Source organism: Aureimonas sp. AU22 (genome assembly GCF_001463745.1).
Lineage (GTDB): Bacteria > Pseudomonadota > Alphaproteobacteria > Rhizobiales > Rhizobiaceae > Aureimonas.
Genome location: NZ_BBWJ01000062.1, coordinates 14,555 through 31,666 on the forward strand (window position 1 = coordinate 14,555; position 17,112 = coordinate 31,666).

Sequence of the window (17,112 nt, forward strand, 5' to 3'; positions counted from 1 at the left end):
CTGACCGCATGCCCGTGGGCTTTCGCATCAACCGCACCTGGACCCGCACCGCTGCTGCGATCGTGGAGGACGCCCGAACCCTCCCCGTCGCCAATGTCAGCGATTGCATGTCGCGCCTCGCGGCCGGCGGACCGCAGCTTCGCCCGATGCACCGGGACGGCGTCCTCGCCGGCCCCGCCCTGACGGTGCGCACGCGGCCCGGCGACAATCTCATGCTGCACAAGGCGATCGACATGGCGGAAGCCGGCGACGTGATCGTGGTGGATGCCGGCGGCGACTGCACGAACTCGCTGATGGGCGAACTGATGCTGGCGCACGCGATCGGGCGCGGCGTTGCCGGCTTCGTGCTCTACGGGGCGATCCGCGACGCCGAGGCGTTCCAGGCGCGCAACCTCCCGGTCTTCGCGCTCGGCATCACCCATCGCGGCCCCTATCGCACGGGTCCGGGAGAAATCGGCTATCCCATTTCGTTCGAGGGGCTGACCGTCATATCGGGAGACCTGATGCTCGGCGACGGGGACGGCGTGGTCGCCATCGCGCGCACCGACGTAGAGACCGTGATCGCCGCGGCCCACCGCAAGCACGCGGCGGAAACGCGTCAGATGGCGGAGACGGAAGCGCGCACCGTGGACCGCTCCTGGGTGGACAAGGCGCTCGACGCGGCAGGCTGCACCTACGAAGATCTGCCCGTCGCCTGAGGCGATCGGCGGCGCCCGCCGGCCGGCCGGCGAGGCTGCGCCCTGCAGCCCGGCCTGCTTCGGCGATCCCTTTCGCGTCTGCGTTTGGCCTCTGGCGCTTTGCCGGCGATGGCATGCCGACGACCTCGAACTGCCGAATGCGGCGGCCCCTATCACAAGTTCGAGACCGACGCTAAGCGAGGCTTTGCATTCATCGATCATGCAGACCATAACTATCGGATGGATGCTTCCATCGCAGGAAGGGGTCTGACCATGCTAGCTCTCGGCGTCGCGATCGGCCTCGTTGCAGGTGTGATCATCTCGGCCACTGCCGGATTGATCTATCTGACCCACCGCAACGATCAGTCCCGCGACCTGCGCTCCCTGTTTTGAACACGCGCGCGGCTTGAGCCGGCGGGACGGCAGCGACGGTCGGGCCTCGGTTTCGGAAGGTCCGCCCTCAGTCGGCCCCGCGACGGTTCAGGGATCAGGACTGCTGTAGCCAGGGCGACCTCGCGCTTCGGACAACGACGTCCGCCCCGCGATCGCGACAGGTCCGGGGCCCACCACCTTCGAGCGCCTACCGGCCGGTCTTCGTCGCGGAATGAAAGTCGACGGGTTTGCCGGCGACCCATTTCACGAACCGCGCGACCGTCTCGTTGTCCGTCAGGGCGATCCCGGCCTGGGCATGGCGGACCAACTCGCTCGCCGAAAAATTGGCGTCGATCGTCTCCCGGCAGATGGGGTGGACGGGTACGGTATCCCGGCCTCCCCGGCTTTTCGGGATGGGGTGAAAGCGGTCCACCGTCTTTCCCAGCGGCCGTCCACAAAGCCAGCACGGCTCGGCTGGCACGGCTTCCGCCGGCTCTTCGGCGTGCCAGTCGGCGTCCCGGTTCTTGCGCGCCATCCTTCAACTCCCGAACTGCAAGACCCAAGGGAACGCGCCACACCCGGCGCGCCGTCCCGAAGGCAACTGATGCCGCGCGCCGGAGCCCCGGGTCAAGGCGACCGCGGGAAGCGGCCATTGCGTCGCAGCGACTGCCGCATGGGATATGATCTGCCGCCGTGCGCGTTGGTAGCCGTGACCCTTCGGTCACGACTCGGTGAACGCACCCATCGGGTACCCTATCGGCTCCAGTGCCAGGAAGCTCCCGATGCCATCCGAAACACCCGTCCAGCTCCTGTCCGTCGCGACAGCCGTCCCGCCCCATGTCATCACCCAGCGCGAGGCGGCGGAAGTCGCGCACCGCAGTTTCGCCGATCGCTTCGACGACTTCGAACGGTTGGTGAAGGTGTTCGAGAGTTCCGGCATCCGGAAGCGCCATGCCGTCCGACCGCTCGAATGGTATCCCCGCACCATCGAATGGCCGGAGCGGACCGAGGCCTATCTCGAGGCCGCCTCCGATCTCTTCGTCACGGCGGCACAGAAGGCGCTCGACGCGGCGGGTCTGGCGGCGAGCGACGTCGACGCCGTGGTCACCGTCTCGTCGACCGGCATCGCCACGCCGAGCATCGAGGCGCGCGTCGGCGGCCGGATCGGCTTGCGCGCCGACGTCGAGCGTATTCCGGTGTTCGGTCTCGGCTGTGCCGGCGGCGTGTCCGGACTGTCGATCGCGTCCCGCCTGGCGGCCGGGCGAAGGGGAAGCCTCGTGCTTCTCGTCGCCGTCGAGATCTGCACGCTCGCCTTCCGCCTGGACAAGCTGACGAAGGCCAACATCGTGGCGACCGCGCTGTTCGGCGACGGCGCGGCGGCCTGTCTTCTTCGCACCGGCGACGACGGCATCGCCGCGATCGAGGCGAGCGGTCAGCACACCTGGCCCGACACCCTGTCGATCATGGGCTGGGACGTGGAAGCGCAGGGCCTCGGCGTCGTCTTCGACCGGGCGATTCCGCCCTTCGCGCGGGACAACATCGCGCCCGCGATCGACGCGATCCTGCAGCGCAACGGTCTCTCGCGGGGCGACGTCGACCGCTTCGCCTGCCATCCCGGCGGCACGAAGGTCATCGAGGCGCTGGAAGCCGCCTTGCGGCTTCCGGATCATGCGCTCGACGACGAGCGGCACATCCTCGCCGAGTACGGCAACATGTCCGCCCCGACCGCCCTCTTCGTCCTGGAGCGGCTCGCCGGATCGCGCGCCGGAATGGCCCCACGCACGCTGCTGACGGCCATGGGACCGGGGTTCACCGCAAGCTGCGTCTCCCTGACGAGAACGCCATGACGGCGGCGATCCTCCTCCTCGCCTTCGTCACCCTCGAGCGGCTGGCCGAACTCTGGTTGGCGCGTCGCAACACGGCGGACCTCGTCGCGCGAGGCGCGGTGGAGTTCGCACCGGGCCATTATCCCCTGATCGTGACGCTGCACGCCGCCTGGCTCGCGGGTCTCTGGTGGCTCGGCTGGGACCGGCCGGTTCACGGGGGATGGCTCGCCGTCTTCGCGGTGCTTCAGATCGCGCGCGTCTGGGTGATCGCAACGTTGGGCCGGCGCTGGACGACGCGGATCATCGTCCTGCCCGGCGCGCCCTTGGTTCGGCACGGCCCCTACCGCTTCCTGTCTCATCCGAACTACGCCGTGGTCGTCGGCGAGATCGCCGTCCTGCCCCTCGTGTTCGGACTGCCTTTGTACGCGCTTGTCTTCTCCGGGCTGAACGCAGTGGTTCTCGCCATTCGCATTCGCGCGGAACAGGCGGCCCTCGGGCAGAGCGTCCATGCCCGGAGAGCCTGAACCGGGCGTGCCCTGTCCACCGCGGGCGCCATCCGCGGTGGCGACCTGGATCGGCTTCACGGCCATGTGCGTCGGCATGTTCATGGCGGTCCTGGACGTCCAGATCGTCGCGACGTCCTTGCCGACGATCCAGACCTCGCTCGGGATCGACCCCGATCGGATGAGCTGGATCCAGACCGCCTACCTGATCGCCGAGATCATCGCGATCCCGCTCACCGGATGGCTCACCGCCGCGCTCGGCATGAGGCGCCTCTTCGCGGGGTCGGTGACGCTCTTCACGCTGGCCTCGGTCGGCTGCGCCGCCAGCGGCAGCTTTTCCGAACTGGTGGCCTGGCGGATTCTCCAGGGCCTGTCGGGGGGCACGTTGATCCCGGCCGTCTTCGCGGCGGTGTTCGTCCTGTTTCCCGTATCCCGGCAGGGACCGGCGACCACGCTTGCCGGCGTGCTCGCGGTTCTCGCCCCCACGGTCGGACCGATCGTCGGAGGATGGATCACCGCCAGCGCCTCGTGGCACTGGCTGTTCCTCGTCAACGTCCTGCCGGGGATCCTTGCCACTGCGACCGGTGCGCTCTGCCTGCCGCGCACCGTCGTGAACCGGAAGACGCTCGCCAGCATCGACGCGATCTCCCTCCTGCTTCTGGCGACGACACTCTGCGCGTTGGAGATCGCCCTGAAGGAAGCGCCCCGGCGCGGCTGGACGAGCGCCCTCTCCCTGTCGCTCCTCGTCCTGTCCCTGTCGAGCGGCTGGGCCTTCGTCGCTCGCGCGCTCCGGCAGGCGGCTCCTCTCGTCGACCTGACCGCGCTCGCCGATCGCCGCTTCGCGGCCGGGTGCGCGCTCAGCTTCGTTCTGGGGATCGGACTGTTCGGCTCCGTCTATCTGATGCCCGTGTTCCTCGCCTTCGTGCGCGGCCACGACGCGCTCGGGATCGGCGAGGTCATGCTCGTCACCGGTCTGGCCCAGCTTCTGATGGCACCAATCGCCGTCTTCCTCGAAGAGCGCGCGAACGCCCGGCTCCTCACCACGCTCGGCTTCTCCGTGTTCGCGGTCGGCCTGGGGATGAGCGCGTTCCAGACCCCGCGCACCGACTTCCAGGAGATGATCGTGCCGCAGGTCGTGCGCGGCGTCGCGATCATGTTCTGCCTGCTCCCGCCGACGCGGCTGGCACTGGGGCACCTGGACGAAGCGGACGTTCCCAACGCGAGCGGGCTCTTCAACCTCATGCGCAATCTCGGCGGGGCGATCGGCATCGCCCTCGTCGACACCGTGATATTCGGCAGGGCGCCCGCGATCGGCGCGGCGCTCCGGGACCGGCTTGTGGCCGGCGATCTGTCGGCGGGGGCGTTCGTCGGCATCCCGGCGTTCATGATCGAGATGCAACGCGATGTTCCGCCGACACCGCGCGCGATCGAGATGCTGCGCCCGATGGTCGAGAAGGCGGCCCTGACCCAGGCGATCAACGAGGCCTGGGGAATGATCGCCATCCTGACCGCGCTCGCGCTCGTCTGCGTCGCCTTGTCCGGATCGAAAGCGCAACCTCGTCGTCCGCACACCTGAGATCGCCCTCGTCTCGACGGTCACGCCTGCGACGTCGGCATCAGCCGTGAAGCCGTCGTGCCGCCTATCCTCCCCGTTGCGCACGCAAGCCGCCCCCCCACCGAAGCCGTCCGGCGTGGTGGAAGCCGGGACGTCCGGCCCCCGCCGGCCTGTCGCTCATCCGCTCCAGCGTCGGTCCGGCGAACCGTCACTCGACGACGCCGAGGATCGGACCGTAACCCCCGTGCCACGACGTATCGTTCCGCTGCAGCGACGGCGAATAGAGGCCCGAGCCTCGCCCGCCATCCAGGAACAGGGCGTTCGGGCAGGCCAGCTGATCGCGGAAGAGCCGGGCAAACTCGTCGAAATTCACGCGTCCATCGCTGATCGCAAAGCGCACCTTGCCCGCCTCGCACACGCCGACGCCGCTGCGCCGGGTCCGGTCGGTCGAGCCGCGGATGAACGCCGGATGCAGCGTGCCTTCGATGACGAGCATCGGTCCGGACTGCGTGGCGTAGCGAGCAGGCGGGGGGTTTGCCGTGTACGCTTCGGTGGTCGCGATGCCCGCCGTCCCGTCCCCAACGAAGAAGACGCCGTTGGGCTTCTTGTAGAAGTTCGGCACGTCGCGCGCCGGCCGATCGAGCGTGGTCGTATCGACCGAGCGCAACGCCCGGCCGTTCTCGACATAGAGGCCGATCGGCGAGAAGTCGGTGTCGTACATGCCGGCGTTGATCGCGAACGTCAGCGTCTTGCCCAAGCCACCGGCCGAGCGGGCAAGGTTGGAGAAGCTCCGGTACGGCTTTCCCTGATCGTCCTGCCAGAACAGGCGCAGATCGGAGGTGGCGGGGTCGAACGTGCAGACGAGGTAAGCCTGGTCCTCGAAACGATCCGGCACGCACCCGTCGGCGCGCGCTTGCGGTATCGCCGCGACGGCACCGACGATCGACAGCCATCCGGCTCTCCAGATCACCCGTAGCGACATTCGTTTCCTCACACGTTCACGGCCCGCGATGCGGGACACGGCGGAGCCTTTTCCCCCGGCCTTTCCACCGCGTCGGCGCCTCGCGATCGGGCAGGCACACGTGCGGGGCCGGTCGATCGCAGGATACACGCCCGACCGCCATGCTTCACTCCAAGCCGACAACATCGGGAGAGAAAGTCCGCGACGTCTTCCCGCCCGCACCGACAATGCCAGGTGGGGCGAGGCCGCCGCGCCTGCCGCCGGCGCGCCCGGCAATCCTTCGTGGTGACCGACACCTTTCGGCGATCCCTAAATCTTGAGGGATTACCGACCCGCAGACGGCGCTACCTCTTCTCGTATCCGACCGCGATGCGCGGTCCACCTCCGTCGGAGCCTTCCCATGAGCAACCGGTATCGCCCGAACGAACCCGCCTGTCCCGTCCCGCTCGAACTGTTGGCCTTGCTGCTTCGATCGAGCGACGAGCGCGTGGTCGAAACCGTCCGCGAACTGCCTCCGCTTCAGCGCGCGACGCTCGCCGCCTACTGCGTCGCGAGGACGCACATGCGGCGGATCGCGCTGGTGATCGCCGCGGACTGTAGCGAACATGCGCTCTACGAGGCTGCCGGCACGGTCGGCTTGGCGCTGTATGAGCAGTGCCGGGATCAGGCATCGTTCGACCGCGAGCCGGGCGTGAGCCTGCGACGCAAGGTGTCGCTTGCTAAGGCTGCGTGAGGCCGGCTGGGCAGACCGCGGTGACGGATGCCCGCCGATAGGGGCCGCTGCGCCGGGATCGAGAAGGGCGACCGCCGGGATCCCGCTGAAGCGCGAGGCGCCGCGGTGGATGAAACGGCGGTGGACCCGATCCGCTCGGCTGAAACACGCGCGGGAGCGCCCCCGGGATTACCGGCGGGGCGCAGGTCCCTGAAGGCCGGGGGGCGGGGTTGCTTCGTCCGCATCGGGATCACGGCCCTGCATGCGGTCGAGCTGCCGCATGATGGGCGTGACGGTGAGACCATGCATCAGGATCGAGACGAGGATCACCAGCCCGACGATCGCCCACAGTCGCTCCATGTCCGGCACGCCCTCCATGTGGTTCAGGCCGTAGGCGAGATAGTAGACGGAGCCGACGCCCCGGATGCCGAAGAAGGCGAGCGTCAGGCGCTCGCTCCAGTCGGCGCGATGGCCGAGCAGTCCGAGAAGGCCGGTCACGGGGCGGATCACCAGCAGGATCGCAAGCACCGCCGCGACGTCCCGCCAGCCGAGCGGCGCCAGCAGCCCGTCGACGATCGCCCCGCCGAACAGGATGAGAAGCACCATCATGGCGATGCGCTCGATCTGCTCGGTCAGCTCGTGCATGTGGACCTGGAAGTCGTGGTCGCGATGGGCGTGGCGGAACGTCAGGGCGGTGACGAAGACGGCGAGGAAGCCGTAGCAGTGGATGATCTCGCTGAAGCCGTAGGACACGAAGGTGGCCGACAGGGCGATCAGTCCGTCGCCGGTCTTGGCGAGCCTGGTCTCGGCGGGCACGTGGAAGGTCAGCCAGCCGAAGAGGCGGCCGATCCCGTAGCCGGCCGCTGTGCCGGCCGCGATCTCCCAGAGAACGTTGTAGGTCAGCCATTCGCCGAGCCACGGCTCGCCCGTGCGCGCGGCGGCCCACAGAACGATCGCCAGATGCACGAAAGGAAAGGCGAAGCCGTCGTTGAGCCCGGCCTCGGAGGTCAGGCCGAAGCGCACCTCGTCCTCTTCGCCGGTCTTCGGCGGCCCAACCTGCACGTCGGCCGCCAGGACCGGATCCGTGGGCGCGAGCGTGGCGCCCAGAAGGAGCGCCACCGTCCAGGACAGGCCGATCCACCAACCGGCGACCGCCGTGATCGCCGCGATGCCGAGCGGCATGGTGATCGCGATCAGCCGCCAGCTGACGGACCACCGCCGGAATCCGAACACGCGGTCGATCTTCAGACCGGCGCCCATCAGCGCGATGATCACCACGAACTCCGAGAAGCGCTCGGCGATCTCGGGATGGTGCATGGGCAGCGGGCGAAGCGTCACGGCCGGCAGGGAAAAGATGGCGGCGCCGAGCCCGATGCACACGATCGGCAGCGACAGCGGCAACCGTTTCAGAGCCAGGGGGAGCCACGCCACCAGGGCGATCAGCAGCCCGGCACCGGTGAGCACGAGGATATAGGGGTCCGGGGCCCATTCGGCAGTGACATTCATGCGCTCAAGGGCCCCGCGCCGTCCTGTGGCATAGGGACCGCCCGACGGGCGGTCCATCGACCGGTTCGGTCAGATGCTGCCGGGAATGCCCGGCACAGCCGGCCCGGGACGCGTCGGGTCCGGTTCGCCCGCAGGGTTGGGCTCGACTGGCTTGGTGGGCAGATCGTTGCCGATCCCGGGTCCCCCGTCGGGGCGGCCGATCGCGTCGTTGCCCTCCTGGCCGGGAAGGACGGGCTCGGGCAGATCCTGTCCCGGCTGATGGATCGTGTTCGACATCGATGTCTCCTCTTGTTCTGGAGAGGACGTTGGCGGATGTCGTTGGTTCCGATGCCGCCGCCTCGCTCGGCGTTCGCAGCGGAGAGCCGGCCGCGCCATCCGCTTGGGCCGAACGGGTCGAGCGCGTTTGCCCGCGGCCGAAGAGGAAGCCCTTCCCGCGCAGGAACCAGGATGAAAGAAATTCCGACCCCGCCAGGCCGTGCCCACGCATCACGGGCCTGGAACCGTGCGTCCCGTCCCATCGCTCGGCCGTGGATGCACCAGAGCCCGTTGCGGCCCGACGCGCAGCCCATCGATGGCCGGCGAACCGAGCGTGACCCGTCGTCAAGCGTCGGCGTACGAAAAAGCCCGCCGGATCGAGCCTTGACGACTAATCCGACGGGCGAATTCTGGTTGCGGGGGCAAGATTTGAACTTGCGACCTTCAGGTTATGAGCCTGACGAGCTACCGGGCTGCTCCACCCCGCGCCATTGCCGAAGCGGCCTGGCCGCCTGCGGTGAGGTCGATATAGGCGAAACCGAGGGGCATGAAAACCCCTTTTCGAGAGGTTTTTGACAGAAAGACGACAACGCTCTCGCAAGCGGGGCCGCGAGCCGGGCATGTCCTGGCCGACGAGACTACCCGGAACAGCCCCCGATGCAAGCGGTGGGCCGCAGGGGCACGCCGGTCGACCTTCAGCTGCGCAGCGCGCGCCGCAGCACCTTGCCGACATTGGTCTTGGGCAGCTCGTCGCGGAACTCGACGTCGCGCGGCCGCTTGTAGCCCGTCAGGTTCTCGCGGCACCACGCCTTCACCGCGGCCTCGTCGACCTTGGCGTCGCTGCGCACCACGAAGAGCTTGACCGCCTCGCCCGACGTCTCGTCCGGCACGCCGACGGCCGCCGCCTCCGCCACGCCCGGCATCCGGGTCGCCACGTCCTCCACCTCGTTGGGATAGACGTTGAAGCCCGACACGTTGATCATGTCCTTCTTGCGGTCCACGATCGTCACCCAGCCGCGCTCGTCCATCACCCCGATGTCGCCCGAGCGGAAGAAGCCATCACTGGTGAAGACGCGCGCCGTCTCGTCCGGACGCTGCCAGTAGCCCTGCATCACCTGGGGCCCGCGAATGGCGACCTCGCCCCGTTCGCCGAAGGCCACGGGATGCCCGTCGTCGTCGAGGATCGCGATCTCCGTGCTCGGCAGCGGGAGGCCGATCGTGCCCGAATAGTCCCGGCTGAGCACCGGGTTGGCGCTCGCCACCGGCGAGGTCTCCGACAGGCCGTAGCCCTCGCAGATCGAGCAGCCCGTCACCGACTTCCAGAGATCCGCCGTCGCCCGCTGCACGGCCATGCCGCCGCCGACCGACAGCTTGAGGTGCGACCAGTCGACCGTCTTGGCATCCTCGTGGCGGGCGATCGCCCCGAACAGCGTGTTGACCGCCGGGAACAGGTGGAAGCGGTTGCGCTTCAGCTCCTTCAGGAGAGCGGGCAGGTCGCGCGGGTTGGGGATCAGGATGTTGCAGCCGCCGGTGTGCAGCGACAGCATCATGTTCACGGTGAAGCCGAAGATATGGTAGAGCGGCAGCGCGCAGACCGTGACGGGCTGCTCCCCTTTCGGGATCAGATCGAGCGCCGGCTGGTGCCAGAGTTCCGACTGGATCACATTGGCGACGATATTGCGGTTGGTGAGCACCGCGCCCTTGGCGACGCCCGTCGTGCCGCCGGTGTATTGCAGCACCGCCGGCTCCTCGGCCTTGCGCGGCGCCGGCCGGAAACCGGGCGCCGTCTTCAGCGCCGTCCGCCAGCGCACCGAGCCCGGCAGGCTGTAGGTCGGCACCGCCTTCTTGACGTGACGCAGCACGAAATTTACGAGGTGACCCTTCAGGCCCGGCAGCATGTCGCCGACGCCGGTGACCACGATGTGCTCGACGGGAACCTCGGCCCGGCACCCCTGCAGCGTCGCGGCCATGTTCTCGAGGATCACGATCGCGCGTGCGCCCGAATCCTTGAGCTGGTGCGCCAGCTCGCGCGGCGTGTAGAGCGGGTTGGTGTTGACCACCACCATGCCGGCCCGCAGGACCCCCGCCAGCGCCACCGGATACTGGAAGACGTTGGGCATCATCAGCGCGACGCGGTCGCCGGGCGACAGGCCGATCGACTGGAGATGGCCGGCAAAGCGCGCCGACGCCCGGTCGAGTTCGCCGTAGGTCATCACCGCGCCCATGAAGCGGAACGCCGGCCGCTCGCCGTGAGCTCGGAAGGCGGCTTCCAGAAGGCCGGCCAGGCTCTCGTGCGGCAAGGGTCCGATCTCCTGCGGGACGCCGTCCGGATAATGGGCGAGCCAGGGCCTCTGCATGCGGTCGTTCCTCCCGTTTTCCGACAAGCTAGCGCAGCTCGGACCGCAACGAAACTCCTGCGTCTTACGTCAACGTCAACTTACTGCCACCCACGATGGACGGGCCGTGCGCGTCCGACGCCGCGATCCCGGCAACGCGACGAAAACTCCGGCCGGAGGGCTCGCGTCCCGCGGCCCGGACGCCTATCTTGCGGCGGTTCCCACCCCATCCCGGACCACGATGCCCCTTTACGCCCTCGACGACCTCGCCCCGACCCTGCCCGATGGCGCCTCGGTCTTCATCGCGCCCGGTGCGCATGTGATCGGCGACGTCACGCTCGGGTCCGAGGTCGGCGTCTGGTTCGGTGCCGTGATCCGGGGCGACGTGGCCAGGATCACGGTGGGCGCGCGCACCAACATCCAGGACGGTGCGATCCTGCACGCCGATCCCGGCTTTCCGCTGGAGATCGGCGAGGGATGCACGATCGGCCATCGCGCCGTCGTCCACGGCTGCACGCTCGGCGACAACACGCTGGTCGGCATGGGGGCGACGATCCTCAACGGCGCCCGCGTCGGGGCGAACTGTTTGGTGGGCGCCGGCGCGCTCGTCACCGAAGGCAAGGCATTCCCGGACGGATCGCTGATCGTCGGCGCGCCGGCGCGGGTCGTGCGGCCGCTCGACGAGGCGGCGATCGAGGGACTGCGCCAGTCGGCCGCGCGATACGTCGCCAACGCCCGTCGCTTCCAGGCCGGCCTGTCGACGCTTTGAGACCAGAAGCGCCGCGCATGAACCCGCCACCCGCCACTGCTGCCGCCACGCGCGCCCTGTTCGAGACGGGCCTCCCCTCGCCGCGCGAGGCGCTCGCGCGCGTCTTCGGCCATGCCGACTTCCGCGGCCGGCAGGCCGAGGTCGTCGACCACGTCGTGGCGGGCGGCGACGCCGTGGTGCTGTTCCCGACGGGCGCCGGCAAGTCGCTGTGCTACCAGATCCCAGCGCTCTGCCGCTCCGGCACGGCGATCGTGGTCTCGCCCCTCATCGCCCTCATGCGCGACCAGGTGCAGGCGCTTCTCGAGGTCGGCGTGCGGGCGGCCGCCCTCAACTCTGCGCTTTCGGAGGAGGAGCGGACCGCGGTCCGGCGCGAGTTGATGGCCGGCCGGCTCGACCTCCTCTACGTGACGCCCGAGCGCATCGTCACCCCCGGCTTCCGCCAGGCCCTCTCGCGCATCGAAATCGCGCTCTTCGCCATCGACGAGGCGCATTGCGTCAGCGCCTGGGGCCACGATTTCCGCCCCGAGTACCGGGCGCTGGAGAGCCTCGCCGACGATTATCCCAGTGTGCCGCGCATCGCGCTCACCGCCACCGCCGACCCTGCGACGCGCCGCGACATCGTGGAGCGGCTGCGGCTCGAACACGCGCCGGTCTTCTCCACCTCCTTCGACCGGCCCAACATCCGCTACGCCATCGTCGAGCGCGACGAGCCCAAGCGCCAGCTCCTCGCCTTCCTCAAGGACCATCGCGGCGCCAGCGGCATCGTCTACTGCCTGTCCCGCCGCAAGGTGGAGGAAACGGCGGAGTGGTTGAACGGGCAGGGAGTGCGCGCCCTGCCCTACCATGCCGGCATGGATGGACGCCGCAAGGACGCCAACCAGGACGCCTTCCTGAAGGAGGAAGGCGTCTGTCTCGTCGCCACCGTCGCCTTCGGCATGGGCATCGACAAGCCGGACGTGCGCTTCGTCGCCCATCTCGACCTGCCCTCCTCGGTCGAGGCCTACTACCAGGAGACCGGGCGCGCCGGGCGCGACGGCCAGCCATCCGAGGCCTGGATGGCCTACGGGATGCAGGACGTCGTCCAGCGCCGCCGGATGATCGACGAAGGCGGCGCGGAGGAAGCGATCAAGCGCGTCGAGCGCGCCAAGCTCGACGCGCTTCTCGGCATCTGCGAAACCGCCGGCTGCCGGCGCCAGGCGATCCTCTCCCATTTCGGCGAGAGCCATCCCGGCGGTTGCGGCAACTGCGACACCTGCCTCGTGCCGGTCGAGACGTTCGACGGCAGCGAGGACGCGATCAAGCTGATGGCCGCCGTCTACCGGACCGGCGAGCGCTACGGGCTCGTCCACGTGATCGAAGTCCTGACCGGCAAGGATACGGAGAAGGTCCGCAAGGCCGGCCACGACGCGCTTCCCGTGTTCGGCAAGGGCGCCGGAGTCGAGCCGCGCACCTGGCAGTCGATCGCGCGCCAGCTCGTCGCGCAAGGGCTCCTCACCGTCGACCACGCCGCCTACGGCGCGCTGGTGCTCACCGAGGAGGCGCGCCCCGTGTTCCGGGGCGAGCGCCGCGTCGTGCTGCGCCGCGACCGTCGCCGCAAGGCGACGCGCCTTGCGCGCACCGGCCACGTGACGGAGACGATGGACGAGGAGGCGGCGGCGATCTTCGGGGCGCTACGCGGTGAGCGCGCCCGCATCGCCCGCGAGAAGTCGGTGCCGGCCTATGTCGTGTTCTCCGACGCGACGCTGCGCGCCATGGCCGAACGCTGCCCGCACGACGAGGACAGCTTCCTCGCCGTTCCCGGCGTCGGCGAGGCCAAGCTGCAGGCCTATGGCGATCTGTTCCTCGCGGTGATCCGGCGGGCGACGGGGGGCTGATCGCACAGCGCCGCGCGGCGCTCTTCATCCAGCGGCCGCGCGGCACTTTCCCCCCGGCCCATGTCACGTTACATGGCGTCTGGCGACACGGGGGCTCGTCGGCTCCCACGCCGCGGCGTCCGTCTCCCGAGCCGGGCCTGCCCCAGGGACCCGATCAGCCGTGACCCCCGCCAACCCGCTCCTCGCCGGCATCCTCCTCACGATCGTGGCGGGCGCGCTCTTTGCCGGCATGGATTCCATCGGCAAGCACCTGTCGACCCTGCTTCCCGTCATGCAGGTGATCTGGGGCCGCTACGTCGTCCAGACCGTGGTGATGAGCGTCTGGCTCGGCGCGACCACCGGCACGCGGTTCCTGCGGACGACCCATCCCCGGCTGCAGCTGACGCGCGGGCTCCTGCTCCTCGCCTGCACCTTCCTGATGTATCAGGCCCTGTCGCGCGTGCCGCTCGCCGACGCCACCGCCGTCCTGTTCTTCACGCCGATCGTGGTGACGATCCTGTCCGTCGCGGTGCTGCGCGAGCGGATCGGGCTTCATCGCATCGGCGCGGTGGTCGCCGGCTTCGGCGGCATGCTCCTGATCCTGCGGCCCGGGATGGGCAACTTCCATCCCGCCCTGTTCCTCGCACTCATCGCGTCCGTCCTCAACGCGGCCTATCTTCTCCTGACGCGCCGTCTGGCGGGGCAGGAGGATTCGGCCTCGACGCAGTTCAACACCACCGCGGCCGGGGCGATCGTCATGTCCGTCCTCGTCGTGCCCGTGTGGCAGACGCCGGACCTCGGCACGGCGTTTCTGATGCTGGCGATCGGTCTCATCGGCACGCTCAGCCACTTCCTCCTGGTCCGGGCCTTCCGCTACGCGCCCGCCTCGCTCCTGTCGCCCTTTCTCTACACGCAGGTCCTGACGGCGGCCGGCATCAGCCTCATGGTGTTCGGCGACCCGCTGCATTCGACCACGATCGCCGGCACCGCGGTTCTCGTGGCGAGCGGCCTCTATATCTGGTGGCGCGAGAACCGCGCGCGGCCCCTTGCCCCCGAGGCCGATCCCGGGACGCGAGCCGAGATCCATCCCGGCGACTGACGCGGCGCCCCGGAACGAGAGAAGCCCGGACACCTCGCGGCGTCCGGGCTCCCGGGTGTTCAGCGGCGAAAGGCGACTGAGGTCACCAGTTCATGTGCGCCTTGAGGACGAACTCGCGGCCCTGGCCGTAGGAGCAGGTCAGCGCGCCCTGGCAGCCGGTGACGTAGCGCTTGTCGAAGAGGTTGTTGACGTTGAGCGACAGGCCGCGGTCGTCCTTCTCGTAGCGGATCGCCGCGTCCACCAGCGTGGCATCCGGAACGGTCAGCGTGTTCTGGTTGTCGGCATAGGACTCGCCGACATAGCGGAGGCCGAGGCCCGCCGAGAGCCCTTCCAGCGAGCCGCTCGTCACCGTGTAGTCGGCCCATGCGGAGGCCGTCACGTCCGGGATCAGGAAGGGCTGGTTGCCGATCAGCGTGGAATCGATGTCGTCGGTGATCTCGAGGTCGAGTGCGGTGAAGGCGGCGGTCAGCTTCCAGTTGTCGGTGATGTTCGCCTTCGCCTCCAGCTCGACGCCCCGCGACTGAACCTCGCCGACGGGCACAGGGAGGAAGGTGAGCGGATCGGTCTGCACCACGTTGCGGCGCGTCAGGTCGAACACCGAGGCGGTGAACGTTCCGTCGAAGAAGGTCGGGCTGTACTTGAGGCCCGCCTCGTACTGCTCGCCCGTCTGGTTCTCTACCGGCGTGCCGTCGATTGCGGTGCCGACCTGCGGGTTGAAGAAGGTCGCCGCGGAGACGTAAGGGGTGATGCCGTTGTCGAACTCGTAGGCGAGGCCCGCGCGCCCGGACAGGGCCCCTTCGTTGCCGTCGTAGTCGGCGTCAGCGGCGAGGCGGTCGTCGCGGTCGATCCAGACGCGGTCGTAACGCCCATTCAACGTGGCGATGAAGCCGCCGATCTTCGCCTGTTCCTGTGCGTAGAAGCCGAGCTGGTCGAGCGTGATGGTCTCGTCGATATAGGGCGAGAATAGCGGCGGCAGGGGGGTACCGTAACGCGGGCGGATCGGGTCGAGCGGCGAGGCGCTTCCCGAGGCCTGCACCTGGTCGATCCGGTAGTGCTTGTAGTCGATGCCGGCGAGAAGGGTATGGTCCACCGCCCCCGTCGCGAATTCCATCGTCGCCGAATTGTCGGTGGTCAGTTGGTCGGCCTCGGTGTCGTGCGCGAAGTTCAGGCGACCGAGGATCGAGTTGCCGTCCACGGGTTCGGGCAGGAAACCCGTCCCCGTCGCCGGGTCGAAGAAGCCGAACGTATAGGGCCCGTATTCCTCGCGCTCCGTGCGGGCATAGCGCGTCTTGGAGCGCAGCGTCAGGCCCTCGCGCGCCTCCGTCTCGTATTCATAGCCGAGCAGCGTCTGGCGGCCGACGAACTTGTCGACGTCGGGCTCGCCGTAGAACAGGTCGCGCGGGATGCGTCCGAACGGCGCGTCCACCACCGTGCCCTCGTAGGGGAAGAAGCCGTTAGTGTGGCGCAGGTTGTCGTACTGGAAGAAACCGTAGAGATCGAGGCGCGTCTGGGCATCCGGCTCGTAGGCCACCATCGGCGCGATCATGCCGCGGAAGTTGTCGGCATAGTCGACCTGCGTCTCGCCGCCCTTGATCTTGCCGAGCACCCGGATGCTCCACGGGCCATCCTCGGCGCCGAGCTTGTCGCCCATGTCGAAGGCGAACGAGCCGTTGGGATCGTCGGTGAGCGAGCCCTCGACGTAGCGCAGACGCTCGCCGGTGGCGCGCTTGGAGATCTGGTTGACGATGCCGCCAGGGTTCGAGCCGCCGTAGAGAACGGACGCGGGACCGCGCAGCACCTCGACCCGCTCCAGCAAGAACGGATCGATCGAGAAGCCGGCGAAGCCGTACTGGTAGAGGTTGAGACCGTCGAGATAGACACCGGTCTGCGTGGCGTCGAAACCGCGGATATAGAACCAGTCCGTGTCGGAATCGAAGCCGAAGGGCTGGGTGAACACACCCGCCGTGTAGCGCAACACCTCGTCCACCTTCTGGGCGCCGCGGTCCTCGAACTCCTCGCGCCCGATCACGGAAACCGACTGTGGCAGTTCGGCGAGCGGCGTCGAGGTCTTCGATCCCGTGGTGGTCGCACGTGCGACATAGCCGTCCACGGGCGCGGTACCCGCCGCCTGCGAACCCGAAATCGCCTCGCCCGATGGGCCGCCGGCGCCCTCGACGACCACGGTCGCGAGTTCGATGGGTGCGGTCTGAGCCAGGGCTGGCGCGCCGGTGGACAGCGCGATGGCGGCGACGGACAGGAGAAGGCGAGAACGCGGACGCATGGGGGGATTCCCGGAGACAGGTTGGCTGCAACCTCCTTCACAAGGAAAAGATGACTCTTCAAGTCAGGAAATAGCCACTGCGGTGCAACGCGCGGTGCCTGTGTCTGCCGCGCTACAGATCCATCCCCTGAGCAAAGGGGAACCCGACCCGCGGTCAACGCGTCCCTCTTCGCGATACGGCATGAGGACAGGCGATGACCACGCGGATTTCGAAACTGGGTTTCCCGGTCAAGGTGATGGGTCGCGACGACCTTAAGAGCAACGATGCTCGTCGAGCCGCCAACAATCCGCATCTTAAGGTCTCCCTCGAATATGTCGACAAGATCCTCGACTACTGCGCCGCGAACGACATCGGTCTCTACCGGATGGCGTCGGATCTCGCGCCCTATGCGACGCACCCGGATCTA

The 17,112-nt window shown here is 68.6% G+C and carries 14 protein-coding genes, 1 tRNA gene and 1 pseudogene; 9 read left to right on the forward strand and 7 right to left on the reverse strand.

Features of this window, described 5'->3' with window-relative positions:
* Nucleotides 1-8: 8 nt before the first annotated feature.
* Complete coding sequence (locus tag AUL34_RS21250; protein WP_061938640.1) at nucleotides 9-698, forward strand: RraA family protein; 690 nt, start codon at nucleotides 9-11, stop codon at nucleotides 696-698.
* 559 nt (nucleotides 699-1,257) lie between these two features.
* On the opposite strand, the gene AUL34_RS21255 is transcribed toward AUL34_RS21250, so the two are convergent.
* The gene (locus tag AUL34_RS21255; RefSeq protein WP_061938643.1) at nucleotides 1,258-1,584 is read right to left on the reverse strand and encodes a hypothetical protein; all 327 of its coding nucleotides are present in this window, start codon (nucleotides 1,582-1,584) and stop codon (nucleotides 1,258-1,260) included.
* A 247-nt stretch (nucleotides 1,585-1,831) separates the two neighbouring features.
* Between AUL34_RS21255 and AUL34_RS21260 the strand changes: the two genes are divergently transcribed.
* From AUL34_RS21260 to AUL34_RS21270, 3 genes are read left to right on the forward strand one after another with little or no spacing between them, the layout of a single operon-like run.
* Nucleotides 1,832-2,896: a type III polyketide synthase gene (locus tag AUL34_RS21260; RefSeq protein ID WP_061938646.1), complete on the forward strand. Its 1,065-nt coding sequence runs from the start codon at nucleotides 1,832-1,834 to the stop codon at nucleotides 2,894-2,896.
* Nucleotides 2,893-3,399, forward strand: coding sequence for an isoprenylcysteine carboxyl methyltransferase family protein (locus tag AUL34_RS21265; protein ID WP_061938649.1), 507 nt, complete (start codon nucleotides 2,893-2,895; stop codon nucleotides 3,397-3,399). The genes AUL34_RS21260 and AUL34_RS21265 overlap by 4 nt, the downstream gene beginning before the upstream one ends.
* The gene (locus AUL34_RS21270) at nucleotides 3,383-4,954 is read left to right on the forward strand and encodes a DHA2 family efflux MFS transporter permease subunit (RefSeq protein ID WP_061938651.1); all 1,572 of its coding nucleotides are present in this window, start codon (nucleotides 3,383-3,385) and stop codon (nucleotides 4,952-4,954) included. The genes AUL34_RS21265 and AUL34_RS21270 overlap by 17 nt, the downstream gene beginning before the upstream one ends.
* Nucleotides 4,955-5,141: 187 nt before the next feature.
* Here AUL34_RS21270 and AUL34_RS21275 read toward each other — a convergent pair whose 3' ends face one another.
* Nucleotides 5,142-5,915, reverse strand: a complete 774-nt coding sequence (locus AUL34_RS21275) for a phosphodiester glycosidase family protein (RefSeq protein WP_061938654.1) — start codon at nucleotides 5,913-5,915, stop codon at nucleotides 5,142-5,144.
* A gap of 379 nt (nucleotides 5,916-6,294) precedes the next feature.
* Between AUL34_RS21275 and AUL34_RS21280 the strand changes: the two genes are divergently transcribed.
* Nucleotides 6,295-6,627: a hypothetical protein gene (locus AUL34_RS21280; protein WP_061938657.1), complete on the forward strand. Its 333-nt coding sequence runs from the start codon at nucleotides 6,295-6,297 to the stop codon at nucleotides 6,625-6,627.
* A 168-nt stretch (nucleotides 6,628-6,795) separates the two neighbouring features.
* Here AUL34_RS21280 and AUL34_RS21285 read toward each other — a convergent pair whose 3' ends face one another.
* The 4 genes from AUL34_RS21285 to AUL34_RS21300 form a co-directional block, all read right to left on the reverse strand.
* Nucleotides 6,796-8,112 carry a sodium:proton antiporter gene (locus AUL34_RS21285; RefSeq protein ID WP_061938676.1) on the reverse strand — a complete coding sequence of 439 codons (1,317 nt, stop codon included), beginning with the start codon at nucleotides 8,110-8,112 and terminating at the stop codon, nucleotides 6,796-6,798.
* 69 nt (nucleotides 8,113-8,181) lie between these two features.
* The gene (locus AUL34_RS21290; RefSeq protein WP_061938660.1) at nucleotides 8,182-8,388 is read right to left on the reverse strand and encodes a hypothetical protein; all 207 of its coding nucleotides are present in this window, start codon (nucleotides 8,386-8,388) and stop codon (nucleotides 8,182-8,184) included.
* Between the two features lie 390 nt (nucleotides 8,389-8,778).
* Nucleotides 8,779-8,855: transfer RNA gene (locus tag AUL34_RS21295), tRNA-Met, on the reverse strand.
* Between the two features lie 207 nt (nucleotides 8,856-9,062).
* A complete protein-coding gene (locus tag AUL34_RS21300) occupies nucleotides 9,063-10,724 on the reverse strand; it encodes an AMP-binding protein (RefSeq protein WP_061938663.1) in 1,662 nt (553 codons plus the stop codon).
* Nucleotides 10,725-10,944: 220 nt separating this feature from the next.
* Between AUL34_RS21300 and AUL34_RS21305 the strand changes: the two genes are divergently transcribed.
* From AUL34_RS21305 to AUL34_RS21315, 3 genes are all read left to right on the forward strand, one after another.
* The gene (locus tag AUL34_RS21305) at nucleotides 10,945-11,472 is read left to right on the forward strand and encodes a gamma carbonic anhydrase family protein (RefSeq protein WP_061938679.1); all 528 of its coding nucleotides are present in this window, start codon (nucleotides 10,945-10,947) and stop codon (nucleotides 11,470-11,472) included.
* 17 nt (nucleotides 11,473-11,489) lie between these two features.
* On the forward strand, nucleotides 11,490-13,346 hold the full coding sequence (recQ, locus tag AUL34_RS21310; protein WP_061938667.1) for a DNA helicase RecQ: 1,857 nt from the start codon (nucleotides 11,490-11,492) through the stop codon (nucleotides 13,344-13,346).
* A 160-nt stretch (nucleotides 13,347-13,506) separates the two neighbouring features.
* Complete coding sequence (locus tag AUL34_RS21315; RefSeq protein WP_061938670.1) at nucleotides 13,507-14,424, forward strand: DMT family transporter; 918 nt, start codon at nucleotides 13,507-13,509, stop codon at nucleotides 14,422-14,424.
* A gap of 82 nt (nucleotides 14,425-14,506) precedes the next feature.
* Here AUL34_RS21315 and AUL34_RS21320 read toward each other — a convergent pair whose 3' ends face one another.
* Nucleotides 14,507-16,705, reverse strand: coding sequence for a TonB-dependent siderophore receptor (locus tag AUL34_RS21320; protein ID WP_061938673.1), 2,199 nt, complete (start codon nucleotides 16,703-16,705; stop codon nucleotides 14,507-14,509).
* 194 nt (nucleotides 16,706-16,899) lie between these two features.
* Between AUL34_RS21320 and AUL34_RS21325 the strand changes: the two are divergent.
* Nucleotides 16,900-17,112, forward strand: a pseudogene (locus AUL34_RS21325) (UV DNA damage repair endonuclease UvsE); the annotation flags it as partial.

Bases quoted from the DNA above. Each gene is read 5' to 3' on its own strand.
- AUL34_RS21250 (WP_061938640.1), top strand. From the start codon at position 9: ATGCCCGTGGGCTTTCGCATCAACCGCACCTGGACCCGCACCGCTGCT.
- AUL34_RS21255 (WP_061938643.1), bottom strand. From the start codon at position 1,584: ATGGCGCGCAAGAACCGGGACGCCGACTGGCACGCCGAAGAGCCGGCG.
- AUL34_RS21260 (WP_061938646.1), top strand. From the start codon at position 1,832: ATGCCATCCGAAACACCCGTCCAGCTCCTGTCCGTCGCGACAGCCGTC.
- AUL34_RS21265 (WP_061938649.1), top strand. From the start codon at position 2,893: ATGACGGCGGCGATCCTCCTCCTCGCCTTCGTCACCCTCGAGCGGCTG.
- AUL34_RS21270 (WP_061938651.1), top strand. From the start codon at position 3,383: ATGCCCGGAGAGCCTGAACCGGGCGTGCCCTGTCCACCGCGGGCGCCA.
- AUL34_RS21275 (WP_061938654.1), bottom strand. From the start codon at position 5,915: ATGTCGCTACGGGTGATCTGGAGAGCCGGATGGCTGTCGATCGTCGGT.
- AUL34_RS21280 (WP_061938657.1), top strand. From the start codon at position 6,295: ATGAGCAACCGGTATCGCCCGAACGAACCCGCCTGTCCCGTCCCGCTC.
- AUL34_RS21285 (WP_061938676.1), bottom strand. From the start codon at position 8,112: ATGAATGTCACTGCCGAATGGGCCCCGGACCCCTATATCCTCGTGCTC.
- AUL34_RS21290 (WP_061938660.1), bottom strand. From the start codon at position 8,388: ATGTCGAACACGATCCATCAGCCGGGACAGGATCTGCCCGAGCCCGTC.
- AUL34_RS21300 (WP_061938663.1), bottom strand. From the start codon at position 10,724: ATGCAGAGGCCCTGGCTCGCCCATTATCCGGACGGCGTCCCGCAGGAG.
- AUL34_RS21305 (WP_061938679.1), top strand. From the start codon at position 10,945: ATGCCCCTTTACGCCCTCGACGACCTCGCCCCGACCCTGCCCGATGGC.
- recQ (WP_061938667.1), top strand. From the start codon at position 11,490: ATGAACCCGCCACCCGCCACTGCTGCCGCCACGCGCGCCCTGTTCGAG.
- AUL34_RS21320 (WP_061938673.1), bottom strand. From the start codon at position 16,705: ATGCGTCCGCGTTCTCGCCTTCTCCTGTCCGTCGCCGCCATCGCGCTG.